Here is a 20,513-nt window from a genome sequence, read left to right on the forward strand (position 1 = left end):
GTGATGGGGCTTGGTGGCCGGAATTACTGCGCGACCTGGGTGATCTCGAACGGCACCGGCTGCTGCGCAGCGTGCGGGTGCTGGTCGCCCGAGTAGACCTTCAGCTTGGAGAGCATCTGGCGGCCCAGGCTGTTCTTGGGGATCATGCCCTTGATGGCCTTCTCGACGGCCTTCTCCGGGTTCTTGTCCAGGAGGTCGTCGTAGCGGACCGCGCGGAGACCGCCCGGGAAACCGCTGTGGCGGTAGGCCATCTTCTGGGTCTTCTTGTTGCCCGAAAGGTGCACCTTGTCCGCGTTGATGATGATGACGAAGTCACCAGTGTCAACGTGCGGCGCGTAGATCGCCTTGTGCTTGCCCCGGAGGAGGTTGGCGACCTGGGAGGCCAGGCGGCCGAGCACGACGTCTTGCGCGTCGATGATGTGCCACTGACGCTGGACGTCGCCGGGCTTGGGGCTGTACGTACGCACGGTCGTAGCCTTCGCTTTTCAGTGAGTGAGTCCTGACAGGAGCACCCGGACGAGAGATCAGCCTGGTCCCGCTTGGACGCAATTCAAGGGGGAGCCGCTGGTCATCGGCCTGGGTATCTCCGGCGTACCGACCTCTCACGTGAGATGGAGCGAGCCAATACGCACAACAAGGGCCCAGCCTACCGGGCCGCTCCGCACGGGTCAAAAAGGGTCAGCGATCGCGCTGCACCCGGGTCTCGTCCCAGACCGGTTCGAGGGACTCGTAGACCCGTCCGTCGGCCCCGAACACCAGGAAACGGTCGAAGGTCTTGGCGAACCAGCGGTCGTGGGTGACACACAGCACAGTGCCGTCGAACGCCTCCAGGCCCTGCTGGAGCGCCTCGGCGCTCTCCAGGTCCAGGTTGTCCGTCGGCTCGTCCAGCAGCAGCGCGGTGACGCCGGTGAGCTCCAGCTTGAGGATCATCAGCCGGGCCTGCTGGCCGCCGGAGAGCGACTCGAACTTCTGCTCCTCCTGCCGGTCCAGCTCGTACCGGCGCAGCGCGCCCATCGCGGCGCCGCGACTGAGCGCGTGCTCCTCCTCGACGATCGACCTGACGGTGCGTCCGAGCAGCTCGGGATGGGCGTGGGTCTGCCGGAAGTGGCCGGGCACCACCCGGGCGCCGAGCCGGAACGAGCCGCTGTGGTTCACCGAGTCGTCGCCCGCCAGCAGCCGCAGGAAGTGCGACTTGCCGGAGCCGTTCGAGCCCAGCACGCCGACCCGCTCGCCGTAGAACACCTCCAGGTCGAAGGGCTTCATCAGGCCGGTCAGTTCGAGCTGCTCGATGGTCAGCGCCCGGACGCCCGTCCGGCCGCCCTTCAGCCGCATGGTGATGTTCTGCTCGCGCGGCGGCTCCTCCGGCCGGCCGGCCTCCTCGAACTTCTTCAGCCGGGTCTGCGCGGCCGCGTACCGGGTGGCCAGCGCATGGCTGATCGAGGCGGCCTGACGGAGGTTCACCACCAGCTTCTTCAGCTTGGCGTGCTCCTCGTCCCAGCGGCGGCCCAGCTCCTCGAAGCGCTCGAACCGCTCCTTGCGGGCGTCGTGGAACGACTCGAAGCCGCCGCCGTGCACCCAGACGCTGCTGCCGCCGCCACCGAAACCGGTCTCGACGCTGATGATCTTGTCGGCGGCCCGGGACAACAGTTCGCGGTCGTGTGAGATGAACAACACGGTCTTCGGGGTGGCCCGGATCGCCTCCTCCAGCCAGCGCTTGCCCGGCACGTCGAGGTAGTTGTCCGGCTCGTCGAGCAGCAGCACCTCCTCGGGGCCGCGCAGCAGCGCCTCCAGCACCAGCCGCTTCTGCTCACCGCCGGAGAGCGTGTTCAGACCACGGAACTGGGCCCGGTCGAACGGCATCCCCAGGGCGGCCGTGGTGCAGACGTCCCAGACGGTCTCGTAGTCGTAGCCGTCCGCGTCGGCCCAGTCCGAGAGCGCCTGGGCGTACGCCATCTGCGACTTCTCGTCGTCCTGCGCCATCATCGCCAGCTCGGCGGCGTCCACCGCCTTGGCGGCCACCGCGATCCTCGGCGGGGCCACCGAGACCAGCAGGTCGCGGACGGAGGCGTCGGCGGCCAGCGCGCCGGGGGTCTCCCGCTGGTCCTCGCGGCCGGTGGTCCCGACGAACTGGCGCATCACGCCCAGGCCGCCGCTCACCGTCACCGAGCCGCCGTGCGGCTGGGTGTCCCCCGCGATCATGCGCAGCAACGTGGTCTTACCGGCTCCGTTGGCCCCCACCAGCGCGACGGCCGACCCCTCGCCGACCCGGAAGGACGCGTCGTCGAACAGCACCCGCCCGTCCGGCAGGTAGTACTCCAGGTGCGAAATCTCGACGTGTCCCATGCCGGGAATTGTGCCAAGCACGCCCCCACGGACCAAAACCCTTTTGGCGGAGGCCCGGGGCTGCGCTGTTGGCAGGTGCTTCGGGTCTACGGTCCAGGGGCTCGGGGAACTGCGAGGAGATCTGGCGCCGGGCTCACTGCGAAAGTGCCTGACCACCTACGCGACGATCACCTTGAACGAGGCCGGCGTCGCAGTTCCCCGAGCCCCTGGTGGCTGATGCCCGGAGCGCAGCGACCCGAGCCCCTGGGGGTGCACCACGTGCCTAGTCGGCCGCCGGGAGGGTACGGAGGCGGCGGGAGACCCGGTTGCGTTCGGCGAGTTGGTCGTCTGCGGGGTAGCCGACCTCTTCGAGGGTCAGGCCGTGCGGGCGGATCACGTTGACGGCGGAGTGGCGGACCCCACCGGCCAGGACCTGGCCGGGGAAGTCGACCGGCCGGTGGCCGTCGCCGACCAGCAGCATCGCGCCCACCAGCGCCCGGACCATGTTGTGGCAGAACGCGTCGGCCCGCACCGTGGCGATCGCCAGTGACCCCTCCTGGGCCGCGTACGGATCCACCGGGACCCGGTCCCAGCGGAGTTCGAGCAGGGTCCGGATGGTGGTCGCGCCGTCGCGCTTCTTGCAGTACGCGGCGAAGTCGTGCTCGCCGAGCAACAGCCGGGCCGCCTCGTTCATCCGGTCCACGTCCAGCGGCCGGTCGTGCCAGAGCACGTGACCCCGCAGCAGCGGGTCCACCCCGCCCTGGTGGTCGGCCACCCGGTAGGCGTACCGGCGCCAGATCGCGGCGAACCGGGCGTCGAACCCCACCGGTGCCTCGGCCAGCCGGTAGACCCGGATGTCGGCGGGCAGCCGTCCCGCCAGCCGGCGGAGCAGCTTCTCGGCGTGCTGGGCCCACAGCTCGGCCGGCAGGTCGACGTGGGCCACCTGGCCCCGGGCGTGCACCCCGGCGTCGGTCCGGCCCGCCACGGTGAGCGGGAAGGGCTCGGGGCTGCGGGTGACCACCTGCAGCGCGCTCTCCAGCTCGTCCTGCACGGTGCGCCGGCCTGGCTGCCGCGCCCAGCCGGCGAACTCCGCGCCCTGGTAGGCGAGGTCCAGCCGGATCCGGACGTGACCGTCCGCCGGGCCGTCCTTGATCGGGGGACGCTCGGCGCAGTCGTTCTGCACATCTACTCCACAGAAGAAGGAACGGGCCCGCCCCCCGAAGGGAGGCGGGCCCGAACGAACACCTTGAGGTGTCAGGCCTTGTCGGCCTCGACCTCGTCGGCGACGACCTCGGTCTCGGCGGCCTCGGTGGCCTCGACCTTGGCGTCGGCCTCCTTGACGGCGCGCTTGGTGGCGCCCTCGGCCTCGCCGACGGCGGTCTGCGCGACGGTCAGCGCCTCGACCAGCTCGATCACGGCCATCGGGGCGTTGTCGCCACGACGGGGACCGATCTTGGTGATACGGGTGTAACCACCCGGGCGGTTCTCGTAGCGCGGCGCGATCTCGGTGAAGAGGGTGTGCAGCACGGAGACGTCGGTGATCGTCTTGCGGACGATGCGACGGTTGTGGATGTCGCCGACCTTCGCCTTGGTGATGAGGCGCTCGGCCAGCGGGCGCATCCGACGGGCCTTGGCCTCGGTCGTGGTGATGCGGCCGTAGGTGAACAGCTCGCGGCACAGGCCGGCGAGCAGCAGCGGCTCGTGGTGCGGGCCACCGCCGAGGCGGGCACCCTTCGTGGGACGGGGCATGATTGCTCCTCAAATCTCCGAACCCGGCCGTGTCAGGTACCGGGACGGGCGCCCGGGCACTGTTGCCCGGACGGCTTTCTTGCATCGAACAGGGGGCGACCCGCGAGGGTCGCCCCCGTCGAATTCCTTAGTACTGCTCGGTCTCCGCGTAACCCGCGTCGTCCAGGTCGTCGGCGCCGAAGGCGTCGGCGGCGGCGGTCGGGTCGAACCCGGGCGGGCTGTCCTTGAGCGCCAGGCCCATGCCGGCCAGCTTCGCCTTGACCTCGTCGATCGACTTCGCACCGAAGTTGCGGATGTCGAGCAGGTCGGCCTCGGAGCGGGCCACGAGCTCACCCACGGTGTGGATGCCCTCGCGCTTGAGGCAGTTGTACGACCGAACGGTGAGCTCGAGCTCCTCGATCGGCAGGGCGAGATCGGCGGCCAGGGCGGCGTCCGTCGGGGACGGGCCCATGTCGATGCCCTCGGCGTCGATGTTCAGCTCGCGGGCGAGACCGAACAGCTCCACCAGGGTCTTACCGGCCGACGCCATGGCGTCGCGCGGGCGCATGGCGGGCTTGGTCTCGACGTCGACGATGAGCTTGTCGAAGTCGGTCCGCTGCTCGACACGGGTGGCCTCGACCTTGTAGGTGACCTTCAGCACGGGGCTGTAGATCGAGTCGACCGGGATCCGGCCGATCTCCTGGCCGGAAGCCTTGTTCTGCACGGCGGAGACGTAGCCGCGACCGCGCTCGACGGTCAGCTCCATCTCCAGCTTGCCCTTGCCGTTGAGCGTGGCGAGGACCAGCTCGGGGTTGTGCACCTCGACACCGGCCGGGGGCGCGATGTCGGCAGCGGTGACCACACCCGGGCCCTGCTTGCGCAGGTACATCACGACCGGCTCGTCGTGCTCCGAGGAGACGACCAGCTGCTTGATGTTGAGGATGAGGTCGGTCACGTCCTCCTTGACGCCCGGCACGGTGGTGAACTCGTGCAGGACACCGTCGACCCGGATGCTGGTGACAGCGGCACCGGGGATCGAGGAGAGGAGCGTGCGGCGGAGCGAGTTGCCGAGGGTGTAGCCGAAGCCCGGCTCGAGCGGCTCGATCACGAACCGCGAGCGGAACTCGTCGACGACCTCTTCGGTCAGCGAGGGGCGCTGAGCGATCAGCATGTTTTCAGATCCTCCAGTTGGAACTCGGCACCCACTATTTGATGCCGAACAGAACCAGCGTACGGGGTCCCGTCAGAAACAGGACCCCGCACGCGGTTTAAAACATCAAGCTGCCCGAAGGCGCTGCGTCAGACGCGGCGGCGCTTCGGCGGACGGCAGCCGTTGTGCGGGGTGGGGGTGACGTCCTGGATCGAGCCCACCTCCAGGCCGGTGGCCTGGATGGAGCGGATCGCGGTCTCGCGGCCGGAGCCCGGACCCTTGACGAAGACGTCGACCTTGCGCATGCCGTGCTCCTGCGCGCGACGGGCGGCCGACTCGGCGGCCATCTGCGCGGCGAACGGAGTGGACTTGCGCGAGCCCTTGAAGCCGACGTGGCCGGCAGAGGCCCAGGCGATCACGTTGCCCGAGGGGTCGGTGATCGAAACGATGGTGTTGTTGAACGTGCTCTTGATGTGGGCGTGCCCGTGAGCGACGTTCTTCTTCTCCTTGCGGCGCACCTTCTTGGCGCCGGCAGCCTGACGACCCTTGGGGGGCATAAGTCTGTTTCTCCTACTGAGGTGGTCGGTCCGCTAACCCGCGGGCCGGAGGGAAGTCCGGTTACGGGCGGACTACTTCTTGCCCGGCTTCTTCTTGCCGGCAATCGCGCGACGCGGGCCCTTGCGGGTACGCGCGTTGGTGTGGGTGCGCTGGCCGCGGACGGGGAGACCCCGGCGGTGACGCAGACCCTCGTAGCAGCCGATCTCGACCTTGCGGCGGATGTCAGCGGCAACCGCACGGCGGAGGTCACCCTCGACCTCGAAGTTGGCGTCGATGTACTGGCCGAGCTTGACCAGGTCGTCCTCGGAGATGTCGCGGACCCGGATGTCCGGGTTCACGCCGGTCTCCGCGAGCGCGAGCTGCGCGCGGGTGCGACCGATGCCGTAGACGTAGGTGAGGGCGATCTCGATGCGCTTCTCACGCGGGAGATCAACGCCTGCGAGGCGTGCCATTCAAGGCTCCTGTGTTTCTTCAGAGGTCTGACGCGCTACCTACTCCGACACCTCTCGGTGTGGGAGCCCCGGCCTCTGACCGGGGGTGGCAGTCCGTCCTGGGGACGGATCGGGTAGCCCGCTTATGACGTTGTGTCGCGCCGCGCGAACCTGTGTTCACGCAAAGACGTACGAGAAATGCTGGGTGAAGAGGATCAGCCCTGGCGCTGCTTGTGGCGCAGGTTGTCGCAGATCACCATGACCCGGCCGTGACGGCGGATCACCTTGCACTTGTCGCAGATCTTCTTGACGCTCGGCTTGACCTTCATGCTTCAGGTACTCCGGGTCTAGATCTGACAGTTGCTTACTTGTACCGGTAGACGATCCGGCCGCGAGTCAGGTCGTACGGGCTGAGCTCAACGACCACGCGGTCGTCCGGGAGGATACGGATGTAGTGCATCCGCATCTTTCCACTGATGTGCGCGAGAACCTTGTGACCGTTCTGCAGCTCAACCCTGAACATGGCGTTCGGAAGAGACTCGATCACGGTGCCCTCGATCTCAATGGCGCCTTGCTTCTTTGCCATGAACTGCGAGATCCACCTTCCGGGGACGGCTACCGTATGCGGCACGCTCGTGCGAACCTGGGTTCACCCCTGCCCGACCGGGCGGAGGGCGTGCTGAAGCACGCTACGAGTGAGCCGACGGTCCATCGTACGCCACCGCCCGCTCCCGGACCAAAACGCCTCAGACGCCGAGTTTGACCAGCGGCTCGACGTGCGCGGTGCAGGCCGAGCAGCGGCGGGCCGCCTCCGGGATCTCGGTCAGGCACTCGGGGCACGGGCGCTTGGGGGTCTTGGGCTTCTTCGGCAGGTAGCGGGCGGTCGCCTTGGTGACCGGCAGCACCACGAAGAAGTAGAGCACCGCGGCGGTCAGCACGAACGCGATCAGCACGTTCAGGAACTGGCCGTACGGGAAGACCACCCCGTGCAGGTCGAAGCTGTACGAGCGGAAGTCCCCGGCCGCGCCGACCACCACGCCGACCAGCGGGGTGAGGAAGGCCGCGACGAAGCCGGTCACCACCGCGGTGAAGGCCGAGCCGATGACGACACCGACCGCCATGTCGATCACGTTGCCGCGCATCATGAAGTCGCGGAATCCCTTGAGCACTTGCTGTCCCTTCGAAGGTGTCGGCTCCTAAAAATAGGACAAAGGGCCCGGTGGACGAAACCCACCGAGCCCTTGACGATCCGTCAGCCCTAGCCCAGCGGGTCCGGGGCCGCCACCACGCCCAGCTTGGCCAACTCGGCCTTGCCGCCGTCGAAGGCGGTCAGCACCAGCGGGCCCTGCTCGGTGATCGCCACCGAGTGCTCCCAGTGCGAGGCCCAGGTGCCGTCGTTGGTGACGACCGTCCAGTCGTCCTCGAGCACGGTGGTGTGCGGGGTGCCCAGCGACACCATCGGCTCGATCGCCAGCACGGTGCCCGGGATCAGCTTCGGGCCCTTGCCGCGGCCGCGCTCGACGTAGTTCAGCACGTGCGGCTCCATGTGCATCGCGGTGCCGATGCCGTGGCCGCCGTACCCCTCGGTGATACCCCACTTGCCCTTCGGCGGCAGCGGCTGGCGACGGATGAAGCCCTCGATCGCCTTGGAGACGTCCACCAGGCGGTTGTTCTTCTTCATCTGGGCGATGCCGGCCCACATCGAGCCCTCGGTCACCCGGCTGAGCATCTCCACCTCGGGGGCGACCTCGCCGACCGCCACGGTGATCGCGGCGTCGCCGTGCCAGCCGTCCACGATCGCGCCGCAGTCGATCGAGATGACGTCGCCCTCGACCAGCACCCGGTCACCCGGGATGCCGTGCACCACCTCGTTGTTGACGGAGGCGCAGATCACACCGGGGAACCAGAGGCCGCCGTGGTGCGCGCGGAAGTTCGAGGTGGCGCCGTGGTCGGCGATCACCTTCGCCGCGATGTCGTTGAGCTCCTGGGTGGTGACACCCGGCCGGACGGCCTCGCGGGCCGCCTTCAGCGCCTCGGCGACGACCAGTCCGGCCACCCGCATCTTGGCGATCTGCTCGGGGGTCTTGATCTCCACCATCTGGTCCACGCCTTCCACTGTCGAATGCCCGTCCGGTCCTTGCCGGGGGGCCGTGCTGCCGTTACCACCGTACGACGACAGAACGGCCGGGACTCCCCCGTGCGGGGGCGTCCCGGCCGTCCGGTCGGTCTCAGACGCTCTTCTTGCTCTCCAGCGCGGCCACCGCGCGCTCGGTCACCTCGTCGACCTTGCCCAGCGCCGAGATGGTGACCAGCAGGCCCTGCTGGTTGTAGTACTCGATGATCGGCTCGGTCTCCGTGTGGTAGACCTCCAGCCGCGTCCGCACCTTATCCTCGGTGTCGTCCGAGCGCTGGTACAGCTCGCCGCCGCACTCGTCGCAGACGCCCTCGGTCTTCGGCGGGTTGTAGACCACGTGGAACACGTGGCCGCCGTTGACCCGGCAGAGCCGACGGCCGGCGATCCGCTTGACGACCTCGTCCTCGGGGACCTCCAGGTCCAGCACGCCGTCGAGGGCGATGCCGAACTCGGCCAGGATCTCGTCCAGGGCCTTGGCCTGACCGAGGTTCCTGGGGAACCCGTCCAGCAGGAAGCCGTCGGCGGCGTCGGGCTGCGACATCCGGTCCTTGGCCATCCCGATGGTGACCTCATCCGGTACCAGTCGACCTGCGTCCATGTACGCCTTGGCCTCGAGCCCCAACTGGGTGCCCTGGCTGATGTTGGCGCGGAACAGGTCACCGGTGGAGATGTGGGGAATGGACAGGGTCTTGGCCAGGACGTGCGCCTGAGTACCCTTCCCGGCCCCGGGAGGTCCGACGAGGACGATACGCATCAGCGGAGGAACCCTTCGTAATTACGCTGCTGGAGCTGGCTCTCGATCTGCTTCACAGTTTCGAGTCCGACACCGACGACGATGAGCACGCTGGTGCCACCGAACGGGAAGTTTTGGTTCGCGTTGAAGGCGACCAGGGCGATCATCGGGATCAACGCGATCAGGCCCAGGTAGAGCGACCCCGGCCACGTGATACGGGTCAGCACGTAGTTAAGGTACTCGGCCGTCGGTCGGCCGGCCCGGATGCCCGGGATGAACCCACCATACTTCTTCATGTTGTCGGCAACTTCTTCGGGGTTGAAGGAGATCGCGACGTAGAAGAAGGCGAAGAACACGATCAGCACGAAGTACGTGGCCATGTAGATCGGGTGGTCACCGCGGACGAAGTTGTCCCGGATCCAGGTGGCCCAGCCGGCCTGGCTGTTCGTCAGCTGGGCGACCAGCGCCGGGATGTACAGCAGCGACGAGGCGAAGATGACCGGGATCACACCGGCCTGGTTGACCTTCAGCGGGATGTAGGTCGACGTCCCGCCGAACGCCTTGCGGCCGATCATGCGCTTCGCGTACTGGACCGGGATCCGGCGCTGCGCCTGCTCGACGAAGATGACCAGGACCACCACGATCACACCGATCGCGATGACGCTGAAGAACTCGACCCAGCCGTCCCCGATCTTGCCGGAGAGCTTGATCGCCCACATCGAGCCCGGGAAGCCGGACGCGATCGAGGTGAAGATCAGGATGGACATGCCGTTGCCGATGCCGCGGTCGGTGATCAGCTCACCGAGCCACATCACCATCGTGGTGCCCGCGGTCATCGTGATCACCATGGTGGCGATCCGGAAGACCGACTGGTCCGGCACGACCTGGTTGGCGTAGACACAGCCCGAGAACAGCGCGCCACTGGAGGCCGTCGCGACGATGCCGGTGCCCTGGAGCACGGCGAGCGCGATGGTCAGGTAGCGGGTGTACTGGGTGATCTTCGCCGTACCGGCCTGGCCCTCCTTCTTCAGCGCCTCGAGCCGCGGGATCACGACGGTGAGGAGCTGGAGGATGATGCTGGCCGTGATGTACGGCATGATGCCGAGCGCGAAGATCGTCAGCTGGAGCAGTGCGCCACCACTGAAGAGGTTCACCAGGCCGAACAGGCCACTCGGCGTGTCCTTCAAGCACTGGTTCACCGCGACGAAGTCGACGCCCGGGACGGGGATGTGAGCGCCCAGCCGGAACAGCACCATGATGCCCAGCGTGAACAGCAGCTTCTTGCGCAGGTCGGGCGTCTGGAACGCCCGCGCGAACGCACTGAGCACGGTGCCTCCTGCGCCTCCCGCACGTCGTCGGCGGGAGGGTCGGTCCTGAATGGGGAGTGGGGAGTGCGAGCTCCCCGAGGAGTCCGGTCAACCGGACGGCACAGGCAAGCCTGGGCGCAGCCTACAAGGGAACTCCACGGACTCTAACAGTGTGTGGCCACCCGAAAGAAGCGTGCGCGGCCCCTCCCCCACGCACGGGGGACGGGATGCCCGTTTTCAACCACAAAAGCCACCCGAAAAGCACGAACCCCGTACCTCCCAGGAGGGAGATACGGGGTTCGTGGATGTCAACAGGCTCAGAGGAGCTCGGTGACCGTACCGCCGGCGGCGGTGATCTTCTCGGCGGCGGAGCCGGAGACGGCGTCAACCGTCACCTGCAGCGCAACCGCGATGTCGCCGGTGCCGAGGACCTTGACGAGCTCGTTCTTGCGAACGGCGCCCTTCGCGATCAGATCGGCCACGGTGACCTCGCCACCCTGCGGGTAGAGCTCGGCCAGCTTCTCCAGGTTCACGACCTGGAACTGCTTGTGCGCCGGGTTCTTGAAGCCCTTGAGCTTCGGCAGACGCATGTGGAGGGGCATCTGCCCACCCTCGAAGCGCTGCGGAACCTGGTAGCGGGCCTTGGTGCCCTTGGTACCACGACCTGCGGTCTTACCCTTGGAACCCTCACCACGACCGACACGGATCTTGTCGGTCTTGGCGCCGGGGGCCGGGCGCAGGTTGTGGATCTTGATCGGCGAGTTGTCTGCCATTTCAGTCCACCTCCTCGACCGTGACGAGGTGACGAACGGTGTGGACCATGCCGCGGATCTCCGGGCGGTCCTCCTTCACCACGGTGTCGTTCAGCCGCTTCAGGCCGAGCGAACGCAGGGTGTCACGGTGGTTCTGCTTGCTACCGATGTAGGACTTGGTCTGAGTGACCTTCAGGCGAGCCATCAGGCACTCACCGCCGCGGTCCCGGCCGCGCGAGCGCGGAGCAGAGCGGCGGGGGCCACGTCCTCCAGCGGCAGGCCACGGCGGGCCGCGATCTCCTCGGGGCGCACGAGGCCCTTCAGAGCAGCCACGGTGGCGTGCACGATGTTGATCGCGTTGTCCGAGCCGAGCGACTTCGACAGGATGTCGTGGACGCCGGCGCACTCCAGGACCGCACGCACCGGGCCACCGGCGATAACGCCGGTACCGGGGGACGCGGGCTTCAGGAGCACAACGCCGGCAGCCTTCTCGCCCTGGATCGGGTGCGGGATGGTGCCCTGGATACGGGGGACCTTGAAGAAGTTCTTCTTGGCCTCCTCAACACCCTTGGCGATGGCGGCCGGAACCTCCTTCGCCTTCCCGTAGCCAACACCTACGGTGCCGTCACCGTCGCCCACCACGACCAGCGCGGTGAAGCTGAAACGACGACCACCCTTGACAACCTTGGCGACTCGGTTGATCGCAACGACACGCTCAACGTAAGCAGTCTTCTCGACGGCGGGGGCGTTGCCCCGGTCGTCGCGCTTACGATCACGTCGCTCGCCGCCACCGCCGGTGCCGCCGCCGGCGCCGCTACCGCGGCGCTGGGGTCCAGCCATTGGAATTACCTCTCTCGATTACGTCCGTCGACTGAGCCGACGAGCGGCTTAGAAGTCGAGCCCGGCCTCACGGGCAGCGTCCGCCAGGGCGGCGATGCGCCCCGCGTAACGGTTGCCCGCGCGGTCGAAGACGACCGACTCGATGCCGGCGGCCTTGGCGCGCTCGGCGACCAGGGCTCCGACCTTCTTGGCCAGCTCGGTCTTGTCGCCCTCGTTGCCACGGATGGACACATCGAGGGTGGACGCCGACGCGAGGGTGTGACCCTTGGCGTCGTCGATGACCTGGGCGACCATGTGACGGTTCGAGCGGGTCACGACCAGACGAGGACGAGCCTCGGTGCCGGTGACGCGCTTGCGAACGCGGATGGCGCGACGCTTGCGGGCAGCGTTCTTGTAGCCGTTGCCCTTGCCGATCTTCACAGAAAGACTCATGGCTTACTTACCGCTCTTTCCGACCTTGCGGCGGATGACCTCGCCCGCGTACTTGACGCCCTTGGCCTTGTACGGGTCGGGCTTACGCAGCTTGCGGATCTTGGCCGACTCTTCGCCGACCAGCTGCTTGTCGATCCCGTCCACGTGGAACTTGGTGGGCGACTCGACCACGAAGGAGATGCCCTCCTTGGCCTCGATCAGGATCGGGTGGCTGTAGCCGAGCTGGAACTCCAGCGCGGAGCCCTTCGCTGCGACTCGGTAACCAACACCGCTGATCTCCAGCGACTTGCGGTATCCCGCGGTCACGCCGGTGATCATGTTCGCCACCAGCGTGCGGGAAAGGCCGTGCAGGGCCTTCGACAGACGCTCGTCGTTGGGGCGGGTGACGAGCAGGGTGCCGTCCTCGCCCTTGCTGATCTCGATGGGCGCGGCAACGGTGTGGGTGAGGGAGCCCTTGGGGCCCTTCACCGAGACCGTCTGGCCATCGATGGTGACGTCCACGCCGGCGGGAACCGGGATGGGCAGCCGTCCAATGCGAGACATTGCTGTACCTCCGTTTCCCGAATTACCAGACGTAGGCGAGAACTTCTCCGCCTACGCCCTTCTTGGCGGCCTGCTTGTCGGTGAGGAGACCGGAGGACGTGGAGATGATCGCCACGCCCAGGCCGCCGAGCACCTTCGGCAGGTTGGTGGACTTTGCGTAAACGCGCAGACCCGGCTTGCTGATGCGCTTGATGCCGGCAATGGAGCGCTCACGGTTGGGGCCGAACTTGAGGTCGATGGTCAGCTTCTTGCCGACCTCGCCCTCAACCGGCTCCTCAACCTTCCAGGAGGAGATGTACCCCTCCTGCTGCAGGATCTCGGCGACGTGCGCCTTGATCTTGCTAGCCGGCATCGCCACGGTGTCGTGGTACGCCGAGTTCGCGTTACGCAGACGCGTGAGCATGTCTGCGATGGGGTCGGTCATGGTCATGATGGCCTCAGGCCTCTCTCGCCGTGGTTTCTCCGCGCCAGGTCCCCCCGCCGCACTCCGAGGAGTGCGGCAGGGGCACAGACGCAGGGGACCTGCGGCGTTAGTAAGACTGGGTGCGAGCCCTCTCAGAAGAGGGTCGCGGACAGCTCTGGCTGCCGCGACAGGGGGCCCGACCCCACTACCTTACGGGATTCCGTACGGCAGCCCAAAAATGGGCCACGTGGGGTCGGGCACACTGCTGATTCGCTGTGTGACGGAGCCTGGGTTACCAGGAGCTCTTGGTCACGCCCGGCAGCTCGCCGCGGTGCGCCATCTCACGGAGGCAGACACGGCAGAGGCCGAACTTGCGGTACACCGAGTGCGGACGGCCGCAGCGCTGGCAACGGGTGTAACCCCGGACAGCGAACTTCGGCTTGCGCTCGGACTTCGCGATGAGGGACTTCTTCGCCATGAGTTACGCCTCCTTGAACGGGAAGCCCAGAGCGCGCAGGAGCGCCCGGCCCTCGTCGTCGTTCTGAGCGGTGGTCACGACGGTGATGTCCATACCGCGCTGACGGTCGACCTTGTCCTGGTCGATCTCGTGGAACATGACCTGCTCGGTCAGACCGAAGGTGTAGTTGCCACGGCCGTCGAACTGCTTCGGGGAGAGACCACGGAAGTCACGGATACGCGGCAGGGCCAGCGACACCAGACGGTCCAGGAACTCCCACATGCGGTCACCACGGAGGGTGACGTGGGTGCCGATCGGCTGGCCCTCACGCAGCTTGAACTGCGCGATGGACTTGCGAGCCTTCGTCACCGCCGGCTTCTGGCCGGTGATGGCGGTGAGGTCGCGGATCGCGCCCTCGATCAGCTTGGAGTCGCGGGCGGCCTCGCCCACACCCATGTTGACCACGACCTTGACCAGGCCGGGGATCAGCATGACGTTCTCGAACGAGAACTCCTCCAGGAGCTGCCCCTTGATCTCGGAGTTGTAACGCTCCTTGAGACGGGGGGTCACCTTCTCAACAGTCGTCTCAGACATCAGATGTCCTCACCGGTTCGCTTGGCAACACGGATCTTGTTGCCCTCGTCATCGAAGCGGTAGCCAACGCGGGTGACGACCTTCTTGCCGTCCTTCTCCACGACCAGCTGGACGTTGGAGACGTGGACCGGGGCCTCGACGGTGATGATGCCGCCCTGGGTGCCCGGACCCGGCTTGGTGTGCTTCTTGACCCGGTTGACACCCTCGACCAGGACCTTGTTGGTGGCGGGGATGGCCTGGATGACCTTGCCCTGCTTACCGCGGTCCTTGCCGGTGATGACCTGGACCAGGTCACCCTTCTTGATCTTCATGCTGTTCGCCATGGGTTAGAGCACCTCCGGCGCAAGCGAGATGATCTTCATGAACTTCTTGTCACGCAGCTCGCGGCCCACCGGGCCGAAGATGCGGGTGCCACGGGGGTCACCGTCGGTGTTCTTGAGAACGACCGCGGCGTTCTCGTCGAAGCGGATGTACGAGCCATCCGGACGACGACGCTCCTTGACGGTACGAACGATGACGCACTTGACGACGTCACCCTTCTTCACCGAACCACCGGGGATCGCGTCCTTGACGGTGGCGACGATGACGTCCCCGATACCGGCGTAGCGGCGACCGGAACCACCGAGAACACGGATGCAAAGGATTTCCTTGGCACCAGTGTTGTCGGCGACACGCAGTCGCGACTCCTGCTGGATCACAGCTTTCTCCTGATCGTCAACGAGAGACGACGGGCCGGCCGCTGCTCACACCAGCGCCCCTGGGGGACCTGGTGCACATACGGCCGTACCACATCGGCTTCGTTACTTGGCCTTCTCGAGGATCTCGACGACGCGCCAGCGCTTCGTCGCGGACAGCGGGCGGGTCTCCATCAGGAGAACCCGGTCGCCGATGCCGCAGGCGTTGGCCTCGTCGTGCGCCTTCAGCTTGTTCGTACGGCGGATGACCTTGCCGTACAGAGCGTGCTTGACGCGGTCCTCGACGGCGACGACGACGGTCTTGTCCATCTTGTCGCTGACGACGAGACCCTCACGGGTCTTGCGGAAACCGCGCGTCTCGTTGGTGGTGTTCTCAGTCATCAGGCGCTCTCCACCGTCTCGATGCCCAGCTCGCGCTCGCGCATCAGGGTGTAGATCCGCGCGATGTCCTTACGGACGAGCTTGAGCCGTCCGTGGTTGTCGAGCTGCCCGGTCGCCGCCTGGAAGCGGAGGTTGAACAGCTCCTCCTTGGCCTCGCGGAGCTTGCCAACGAGACCATCGTTGTCAAGCTCGCGCAGCTCAGCAGCCTTGGTGCCGGCCGACATCAGCTCTCACCTGCCTCGCGCCGGACAATCCGGCACTTCATCGGGAGCTTGTGAGCAGCGCGGGTGAGCGCCTCACGAGCAACCTTCTCATTGGGGTAGGACAGCTCGAACATGATCCGTCCCGGGTGAACGTTGGCAATCCACCACTCGGGGGAACCCTTACCGGAACCCATGCGGGTCTCGGCAGGCTTCTTGGTGAGGGGGCGGTCCGGGTAAATGTTGATCCAGACCTTGCCGCCACGCTTGATGTGACGGGTGACGGCGATACGAGCGGACTCGATCTGCCGGTTCGTCACGTAGGCCGGGGTAACGGCCTGGATGCCGTACTCGCCGAACGCGAGCTCGGTGCCACCCTTGGCAGCGCCACGGCGCTTGGGGTGGTGCTGCTTACGGTGCTTGACCCGACGGGGGATCAGCATGACGGTCAGGCCTCCGTTCCGGTGCTCTCGGCAGCCGGCGTCTCCGTCACAGCCGCGGCCGGAGCCTCGGTGTTCTGGGGACGACGGGCGCCACCACGGGCGCCGCCACGCTCGCCACCACGGCCACCGCGCTCGCCGCCACGCGCGGGGCGGGCGTCGGTGCGGGCCGGGCGGTTGCCCGAGCGGGCAGCAGCGTTCTCGGCACGGACCTCGGCGATGCTCTTCACATCGCCCTTGTAGATCCAGACCTTGACGCCGATACGACCGAAGGTCGTCTTGGCCTCGAAGAAGCCGTAGTCGACGTTCGCACGAAGGGTGTGCAGCGGCACACGGCCCTCGCGGTAGAACTCCGAACGGCTCATCTCGGCGCCGCCGAGACGACCGGAGCACTGGACCTTGATGCCCTTGGCGCCGGACTTCATGGTGCCCTGCATGCTCTTGCGCATGGCACGGCGGAACGACACGCGGGAGGACAGCTGCTCCGCGACGCCCTGAGCCACGAGCTGGGCGTCCAGCTCGGGGTTCTTGACCTCGAGGATGTTCAGCTGGACCTGCTTGCCGGTCAGCTTCTCGAGGTCGCCGCGGATGCGGTCGGCCTCGGTGCCACGGCGACCGATGACGATGCCGGGGCGAGCGGTGTGGATGTCAACGCGGACGCGGTCACGGGTGCGCTCGATCTCGACCTTCGAGATGCCGGCCCGCTCCATGCCCTTCGTCATCATGCGACGAATGGCAACGTCTTCCTTGACGTAGTCCTTGTACAGCTTGTCGGCGTACCAGCGGGACTTGAAGTCCGTGCTGATGCCGAGGCGGAACCCGTGCGGGTTAACCTTCTGGCCCATTACCGGGTCCCTTCCTTGCTGCTGACGACCACGGTGATGTGGCTGGTCCGCTTGCGGATCCGGTAGGCACGGCCCTGTGCACGCGGACGGAACCGCTTCAGGGTCGGGCCCTCGTCAACGTACGCCTCGCTGATCACGAGGTCGTCCACGTTGGAGTGGTTGTAGTTGTGCGCGGCGTTGGCGATGGCGCTGTTGAGCACCTTGCCGACCGGCACAGTGGCTGCCTGCGGAGCGAAACGCAGAACAGCCTGGGCCTCCGTGGCACTCATGCCACGGATGAGGTCCACCACGCGGCGGGCCTTCATGGGCGTGACGCGGATGTACCGCGCCTGGGCCCTGGCTTCCATGGTTGTCCCCTTGCTGGTGTAAGTCATATGAGTCGGTACTTCGCTGGCGACTAGCGACGCTTCGACTTGCGGTCGTCCTTGACGTGTCCGCGGAAGGTACGCGTCGGCGCGAACTCGCCGAGCTTGTGGCCGACCATCGACTCGGTGACGAACACCGGGACGTGCTTGCGGCCATCGTGGACCGCGATCGTGTGACCGAGCATGCTCGGGCTGATCACGGAGCGACGGGACCAGGTCTTGATGACGTTCTGGGTACCCGCCTCGTTCTGCGCGTCCACCTTCTTGAGAAGGTGGCCGTCAATGAAGGGGCCCTTCTTGAGACTGCGCGGCATCTGACCTGCTCCTAGCGCTTCTTGTTGGACTTGCGGCGGCGCACGATGAGAGCGTCCGAAGCCTTGTTGGCCTTACGGGTGCGACCCTCCTTCTTGCCCCACGGCGAGACCGGGTGGCGACCACCGGAGGTCTTACCCTCACCACCACCGTGCGGGTGGTCGATCGGGTTCATGGCCACACCACGCACGGTCGGGCGAACGCCCTTCCAGCGCATACGGCCGGCCTTGCCCCAGTTGATGTTCGACTGCTCGGCGTTGCCGACCTCGCCGACGGTCGCGCGGCAACGCGCGTCCACCAGACGGATCTCACCGGAGGGCATGCGCAGGTGCGCCATGCGACCCTCACGGGCGAGCAGCTGAATGCCCGAACCGGCGGAGCGGGCCATCTTGGCACCGCCACCGGGACGAAGCTCCACCGCGTGGATGGTGGTACCCACCGGGATGTTGCGCAGCGGCAGGTTGTTGCCGGGCTTGATGTCGGCCGTCGGGCCGTTCTCAATCCGGTCACCCTGGCCGATGCCGCGCGGCGCGATGATGTAGCGCTTCTCGCCGTCCGCGTAGTGCAGCAGCGCGATGCGAGCGGTGCGGTTGGGGTCGTACTCGATGTGCGCGACCTTGGCCGGCACGCCGTCCTTGTCGTGACGACGGAAGTCGATCACGCGGTAGGCGCGCTTGTGTCCGCCACCCTGGTGGCGAGCGGTGATACGACCGGCGTTGTTACGGCCGCCCTTGCTGTGCAGGGGGCGAACCAGCGACTTCTCCGGCGTGGACCGCGTGATCTCTACGAAGTCGGCCACGCTGGAGCCACGACGGCCCGGCGTAGTCGGCTTGTACTTGCGGATGCCCATTTGGCTCTCTCGTCCTCGTCCTTATCGACGATCCGGACCCCGTTAGGAGGTCGGACCACCGAAGATGTCGATGCGGTTGCCCTCAGCCAGCGTCACGATGGCGCGCTTGGTGTCCTTGCGCTTGCCAAAGCCCGTCTTGGAGCGCTTGCGCTTGCCCTGACGGTTGAGCGTGTTGACGGACTCGACCTTGACCGAGAAGACCGCCTCGACGGCCTGCTTGATCTGGGTCTTGTTGGCACCCGGCGACACGACGAACGTGTACTTGTTCTCGTCGAGGAGCGAGTAGCTCTTCTCGGAGATGACCGGCTTCACCAGGACGTCACGGGGGTCCGTGAACGTCTTGCTCGTGATCTCTGCAGCCATCAGGCGGCGCTCCCTTCGAGCTCGCCCTCAGCAGCCACAGCCTTGGCGGACGCGGCCGGACCGGCCACGAAACGCTCGAAAGCAGCCTGGGTGAAGACCACATCGTCGGAGACGAGCACGTCGTAGGTGTTCAGCTGACCGGCGTCCAGGATGTGCACGTTCGGCAGGTTGCGAGCGGACTTGATGCCCAGCTCGTCCGCGCGCTCGACGACCAGGAGGACGTTCTTGCGCTCGGAGATCTTGCCGAACAGGCCCTTGGCGGCCTTGGTCGACGGCGCCTCGGCCGCGATCACGTCGGTGATGACGTGGATGCGGTTGTGGCGGGCCCGGTCGGTGAGCGCGCCACGCAGAGCGGCGACGATCATCTTCTTGGGCGTCCGCTGCGAGTAGTCGCGCGGCTTGGGGCCGTGCACGACGCCACCGCCGACGAACTGCGGGGCGCGGGTCGAGCCCTGACGGGCGCGGCCGGTGCCCTTCTGGCGGTACGGCTTGCGGCCGCCGCCTCGGACCTCGCCACGGCGCTTGGTCGAGTGGGTGCCCTGACGGGCCGCAGCGAGCTGCGCCACGACGACCTGGTGCATCAGCGGAACGCTGACCTTGGCGTCGAAGATCTCGGCGGGCAGCTCGAGGCTGCCGGCCTTGTCGCCCGAGGGCGACAGGATGTCAATGGTGCTCATATCCTCACAGCCCCTTCGCCGCGGTGCGGACGAGGACGAGGCCGCCGTTCGGGCCCGGGATTGCGCCCTTGATGAGGAGCAGCCCCTTCTCCGCGTCAACGGCATGGACGGTCAGGTTCTGGGTGGTCACGCGCTCGTGGCCCATCCGGCCGGCCATCTTCATGCCCTTGAACACGCGACCCGGGGTGGCGCAGCCACCGATCGAGCCGGGCGAACGGTGCTTGCGCTGCACGCCGTGACCGGCGCCGAGGCCCTTGAAGTTGTGACGCTTCATGACACCGGCGAAGCCCTTGCCCTTGGAGGTGCCGGTCACGTCGACCTTGACACCCGCCTCGAACAGCTCAGCGGTGATCTCCTGGCCGAGGGCGTACTCGGACGCGTCCGCGGTGCGGAGCTCGACCAGGAAACGGCGCGGGGTGACACCGGCCTTGGCGAAGTGGCCCGCGAGGGGCTTGTTCACCTTGCGGGGGTCGATCTCGCCGAAGCCGATCTGCACGGCGTCATAGCCGGCAGCGTCAGCGGTGTGGATCTGGGTAACGACATTGGGCCCGGCCTTGACGACGGTCACCGGAACGATCCGGTTGTTCTCGTCCCAGACCTGGGTCATGCCGAGCTTCTCGCCCAGGATTCCCTTAATCTGCTTTGCCATCTTCGTCGCGCCTCTCAGAGCTTGATCTCGATGTCGACGCCGGCCGGAAGGTCGAGGCGCATCAGCGAGTCAACGGTCTTCGGGGTCGGGTCGAGGATGTCGATCAGACGCTTGTGAGTGCGCATCTCGAAGTGCTCGCGCGAGTCCTTGTACTTGTGCGGCGAGCGGATGACGCAGTACACGTTCTTCTCAGTGGGCAGCGGCACCGGGCCCGCGACCTGCGCACCAGTGCGAATGACGGTCTCGACGATCTTCTTCGCCGAGGAGTCAATCACCTCGTGGTCGTAGGCCTTGAGCCGGATGCGGATCTTCTGTCCCGCCATGGCTACTCAGTAGTCCTTTGTGTCGTCTG

Annotated in this window: 34 protein-coding genes; all 34 read right to left on the reverse strand. The window is 66.9% G+C overall.

The window, feature by feature from the left end; genetic code table 11:
• Positions 1-23: 23 nt before the first annotated feature.
• The 34 genes from rplM to rpsJ all read right to left on the reverse strand — a co-directional run bounded on the left by rplM (position 24) and on the right by rpsJ (position 20,484).
• Positions 24-467, reverse strand: coding sequence for a 50S ribosomal protein L13 (gene rplM / locus OHV05_RS13160; RefSeq protein ID WP_057231290.1), 444 nt, complete (start codon positions 465-467; stop codon positions 24-26).
• Positions 468-678: 211 nt separating this feature from the next.
• Positions 679-2,343, reverse strand: a complete 1,665-nt coding sequence (locus OHV05_RS13165; RefSeq protein WP_405017831.1) for an ABC-F family ATP-binding cassette domain-containing protein — start codon at positions 2,341-2,343, stop codon at positions 679-681.
• Positions 2,344-2,605: 262 nt separating this feature from the next.
• Positions 2,606-3,475 carry a tRNA pseudouridine(38-40) synthase TruA gene (truA, locus tag OHV05_RS13170; protein ID WP_405021456.1) on the reverse strand — a complete coding sequence of 290 codons (870 nt, stop codon included), beginning with the start codon at positions 3,473-3,475 and terminating at the stop codon, positions 2,606-2,608.
• Between the two features lie 101 nt (positions 3,476-3,576).
• Positions 3,577-4,071 carry a 50S ribosomal protein L17 gene (rplQ, locus tag OHV05_RS13175; protein WP_184918585.1) on the reverse strand — a complete coding sequence of 165 codons (495 nt, stop codon included), beginning with the start codon at positions 4,069-4,071 and terminating at the stop codon, positions 3,577-3,579.
• Positions 4,072-4,198: 127 nt separating this feature from the next.
• Entirely contained in the window at positions 4,199-5,221 is a 1,023-nt protein-coding gene (locus tag OHV05_RS13180) for a DNA-directed RNA polymerase subunit alpha (protein WP_030232516.1), read from the reverse strand.
• A 128-nt stretch (positions 5,222-5,349) separates the two neighbouring features.
• Positions 5,350-5,757 carry a 30S ribosomal protein S11 gene (rpsK, locus tag OHV05_RS13185; protein ID WP_405017832.1) on the reverse strand — a complete coding sequence of 136 codons (408 nt, stop codon included), beginning with the start codon at positions 5,755-5,757 and terminating at the stop codon, positions 5,350-5,352.
• A 72-nt stretch (positions 5,758-5,829) separates the two neighbouring features.
• Positions 5,830-6,210: a 30S ribosomal protein S13 gene (gene rpsM, locus OHV05_RS13190; RefSeq protein ID WP_184918583.1), complete on the reverse strand. Its 381-nt coding sequence runs from the start codon at positions 6,208-6,210 to the stop codon at positions 5,830-5,832.
• 194 nt (positions 6,211-6,404) lie between these two features.
• Positions 6,405-6,518 carry a 50S ribosomal protein L36 gene (gene rpmJ, locus OHV05_RS13195; RefSeq protein ID WP_003956441.1) on the reverse strand — a complete coding sequence of 38 codons (114 nt, stop codon included), beginning with the start codon at positions 6,516-6,518 and terminating at the stop codon, positions 6,405-6,407.
• Between the two features lie 35 nt (positions 6,519-6,553).
• Positions 6,554-6,775: a translation initiation factor IF-1 gene (infA, locus tag OHV05_RS13200; RefSeq protein WP_014047798.1), complete on the reverse strand. Its 222-nt coding sequence runs from the start codon at positions 6,773-6,775 to the stop codon at positions 6,554-6,556.
• 160 nt (positions 6,776-6,935) lie between these two features.
• Positions 6,936-7,358: a large conductance mechanosensitive channel protein MscL gene (gene mscL / locus OHV05_RS13205; RefSeq protein ID WP_405017833.1), complete on the reverse strand. Its 423-nt coding sequence runs from the start codon at positions 7,356-7,358 to the stop codon at positions 6,936-6,938.
• Between the two features lie 89 nt (positions 7,359-7,447).
• Positions 7,448-8,287 carry a type I methionyl aminopeptidase gene (gene map / locus OHV05_RS13210; RefSeq protein WP_403036890.1) on the reverse strand — a complete coding sequence of 280 codons (840 nt, stop codon included), beginning with the start codon at positions 8,285-8,287 and terminating at the stop codon, positions 7,448-7,450.
• 130 nt (positions 8,288-8,417) lie between these two features.
• On the reverse strand, positions 8,418-9,077 hold the full coding sequence (locus OHV05_RS13215; RefSeq protein ID WP_405017834.1) for an adenylate kinase: 660 nt from the start codon (positions 9,075-9,077) through the stop codon (positions 8,418-8,420).
• Positions 9,077-10,384, reverse strand: coding sequence for a preprotein translocase subunit SecY (secY, locus tag OHV05_RS13220; protein ID WP_403036678.1), 1,308 nt, complete (start codon positions 10,382-10,384; stop codon positions 9,077-9,079). The genes OHV05_RS13215 and secY overlap by 1 nt, the downstream gene beginning before the upstream one ends.
• A gap of 296 nt (positions 10,385-10,680) precedes the next feature.
• On the reverse strand, positions 10,681-11,136 hold the full coding sequence (gene rplO / locus OHV05_RS13225; RefSeq protein WP_403036675.1) for a 50S ribosomal protein L15: 456 nt from the start codon (positions 11,134-11,136) through the stop codon (positions 10,681-10,683).
• Position 11,137: 1 nt separating this feature from the next.
• Positions 11,138-11,320: a 50S ribosomal protein L30 gene (gene rpmD, locus OHV05_RS13230; RefSeq protein WP_014136270.1), complete on the reverse strand. Its 183-nt coding sequence runs from the start codon at positions 11,318-11,320 to the stop codon at positions 11,138-11,140.
• Positions 11,320-11,955 carry a 30S ribosomal protein S5 gene (gene rpsE / locus OHV05_RS13235; RefSeq protein ID WP_057231312.1) on the reverse strand — a complete coding sequence of 212 codons (636 nt, stop codon included), beginning with the start codon at positions 11,953-11,955 and terminating at the stop codon, positions 11,320-11,322. The genes rpmD and rpsE overlap by 1 nt, the downstream gene beginning before the upstream one ends.
• A 48-nt stretch (positions 11,956-12,003) precedes the next feature.
• A complete protein-coding gene (rplR, locus tag OHV05_RS13240; protein ID WP_057231314.1) occupies positions 12,004-12,387 on the reverse strand; it encodes a 50S ribosomal protein L18 in 384 nt (127 codons plus the stop codon).
• Positions 12,388-12,390: 3 nt separating this feature from the next.
• Positions 12,391-12,930: a 50S ribosomal protein L6 gene (rplF, locus tag OHV05_RS13245; RefSeq protein ID WP_184918574.1), complete on the reverse strand. Its 540-nt coding sequence runs from the start codon at positions 12,928-12,930 to the stop codon at positions 12,391-12,393.
• 22 nt (positions 12,931-12,952) lie between these two features.
• Entirely contained in the window at positions 12,953-13,360 is a 408-nt protein-coding gene (gene rpsH, locus OHV05_RS13250) for a 30S ribosomal protein S8 (RefSeq protein WP_057231318.1), read from the reverse strand.
• 265 nt (positions 13,361-13,625) lie between these two features.
• Positions 13,626-13,811 (reverse strand): type Z 30S ribosomal protein S14, encoded by a 186-nt coding sequence (locus tag OHV05_RS13255; protein WP_104816571.1) that lies wholly within the window; start codon positions 13,809-13,811, stop codon positions 13,626-13,628.
• A gap of 3 nt (positions 13,812-13,814) precedes the next feature.
• Entirely contained in the window at positions 13,815-14,384 is a 570-nt protein-coding gene (gene rplE / locus OHV05_RS13260) for a 50S ribosomal protein L5 (RefSeq protein WP_403036670.1), read from the reverse strand.
• Positions 14,384-14,695: a 50S ribosomal protein L24 gene (gene rplX / locus OHV05_RS13265; protein WP_057231325.1), complete on the reverse strand. Its 312-nt coding sequence runs from the start codon at positions 14,693-14,695 to the stop codon at positions 14,384-14,386. The genes rplE and rplX overlap by 1 nt, the downstream gene beginning before the upstream one ends.
• 15 nt (positions 14,696-14,710) lie before the next feature.
• Positions 14,711-15,082 carry a 50S ribosomal protein L14 gene (rplN, locus tag OHV05_RS13270; protein WP_030263487.1) on the reverse strand — a complete coding sequence of 124 codons (372 nt, stop codon included), beginning with the start codon at positions 15,080-15,082 and terminating at the stop codon, positions 14,711-14,713.
• A 102-nt stretch (positions 15,083-15,184) separates the two neighbouring features.
• Positions 15,185-15,460, reverse strand: a complete 276-nt coding sequence (rpsQ, locus tag OHV05_RS13275) for a 30S ribosomal protein S17 (RefSeq protein WP_057231327.1) — start codon at positions 15,458-15,460, stop codon at positions 15,185-15,187.
• Positions 15,460-15,684, reverse strand: a complete 225-nt coding sequence (gene rpmC, locus OHV05_RS13280) for a 50S ribosomal protein L29 (RefSeq protein WP_405017835.1) — start codon at positions 15,682-15,684, stop codon at positions 15,460-15,462. Before rpmC ends, rpsQ begins: the two co-directional genes overlap by 1 nt.
• Positions 15,684-16,103 (reverse strand): 50S ribosomal protein L16, encoded by a 420-nt coding sequence (rplP, locus tag OHV05_RS13285; RefSeq protein WP_057231329.1) that lies wholly within the window; start codon positions 16,101-16,103, stop codon positions 15,684-15,686. The genes rpmC and rplP overlap by 1 nt, the downstream gene beginning before the upstream one ends.
• A 5-nt stretch (positions 16,104-16,108) precedes the next feature.
• Positions 16,109-16,945, reverse strand: coding sequence for a 30S ribosomal protein S3 (gene rpsC, locus OHV05_RS13290; RefSeq protein ID WP_405017836.1), 837 nt, complete (start codon positions 16,943-16,945; stop codon positions 16,109-16,111).
• The gene (gene rplV, locus OHV05_RS13295; RefSeq protein WP_403036667.1) at positions 16,945-17,319 is read right to left on the reverse strand and encodes a 50S ribosomal protein L22; all 375 of its coding nucleotides are present in this window, start codon (positions 17,317-17,319) and stop codon (positions 16,945-16,947) included. Before rplV ends, rpsC begins: the two co-directional genes overlap by 1 nt.
• A gap of 23 nt (positions 17,320-17,342) precedes the next feature.
• Positions 17,343-17,624, reverse strand: a complete 282-nt coding sequence (rpsS, locus tag OHV05_RS13300; RefSeq protein ID WP_057231336.1) for a 30S ribosomal protein S19 — start codon at positions 17,622-17,624, stop codon at positions 17,343-17,345.
• A gap of 11 nt (positions 17,625-17,635) precedes the next feature.
• Complete coding sequence (gene rplB / locus OHV05_RS13305; RefSeq protein ID WP_184918566.1) at positions 17,636-18,472, reverse strand: 50S ribosomal protein L2; 837 nt, start codon at positions 18,470-18,472, stop codon at positions 17,636-17,638.
• Positions 18,473-18,514: 42 nt separating this feature from the next.
• Positions 18,515-18,835, reverse strand: coding sequence for a 50S ribosomal protein L23 (gene rplW, locus OHV05_RS13310; RefSeq protein ID WP_030393296.1), 321 nt, complete (start codon positions 18,833-18,835; stop codon positions 18,515-18,517).
• On the reverse strand, positions 18,835-19,512 hold the full coding sequence (rplD, locus tag OHV05_RS13315; RefSeq protein WP_403036664.1) for a 50S ribosomal protein L4: 678 nt from the start codon (positions 19,510-19,512) through the stop codon (positions 18,835-18,837). Before rplD ends, rplW begins: the two co-directional genes overlap by 1 nt.
• A gap of 4 nt (positions 19,513-19,516) precedes the next feature.
• Positions 19,517-20,161 (reverse strand): 50S ribosomal protein L3, encoded by a 645-nt coding sequence (rplC, locus tag OHV05_RS13320; protein ID WP_057231343.1) that lies wholly within the window; start codon positions 20,159-20,161, stop codon positions 19,517-19,519.
• Between the two features lie 14 nt (positions 20,162-20,175).
• Complete coding sequence (rpsJ, locus tag OHV05_RS13325) at positions 20,176-20,484, reverse strand: 30S ribosomal protein S10 (protein WP_012785157.1); 309 nt, start codon at positions 20,482-20,484, stop codon at positions 20,176-20,178.
• Positions 20,485-20,513 lie beyond the last annotated feature (29 nt).

It is taken from the genome of Kitasatospora sp. NBC_00070 (assembly GCF_045041205.1).
GTDB lineage: Bacteria > Actinomycetota > Actinomycetes > Streptomycetales > Streptomycetaceae > Kitasatospora.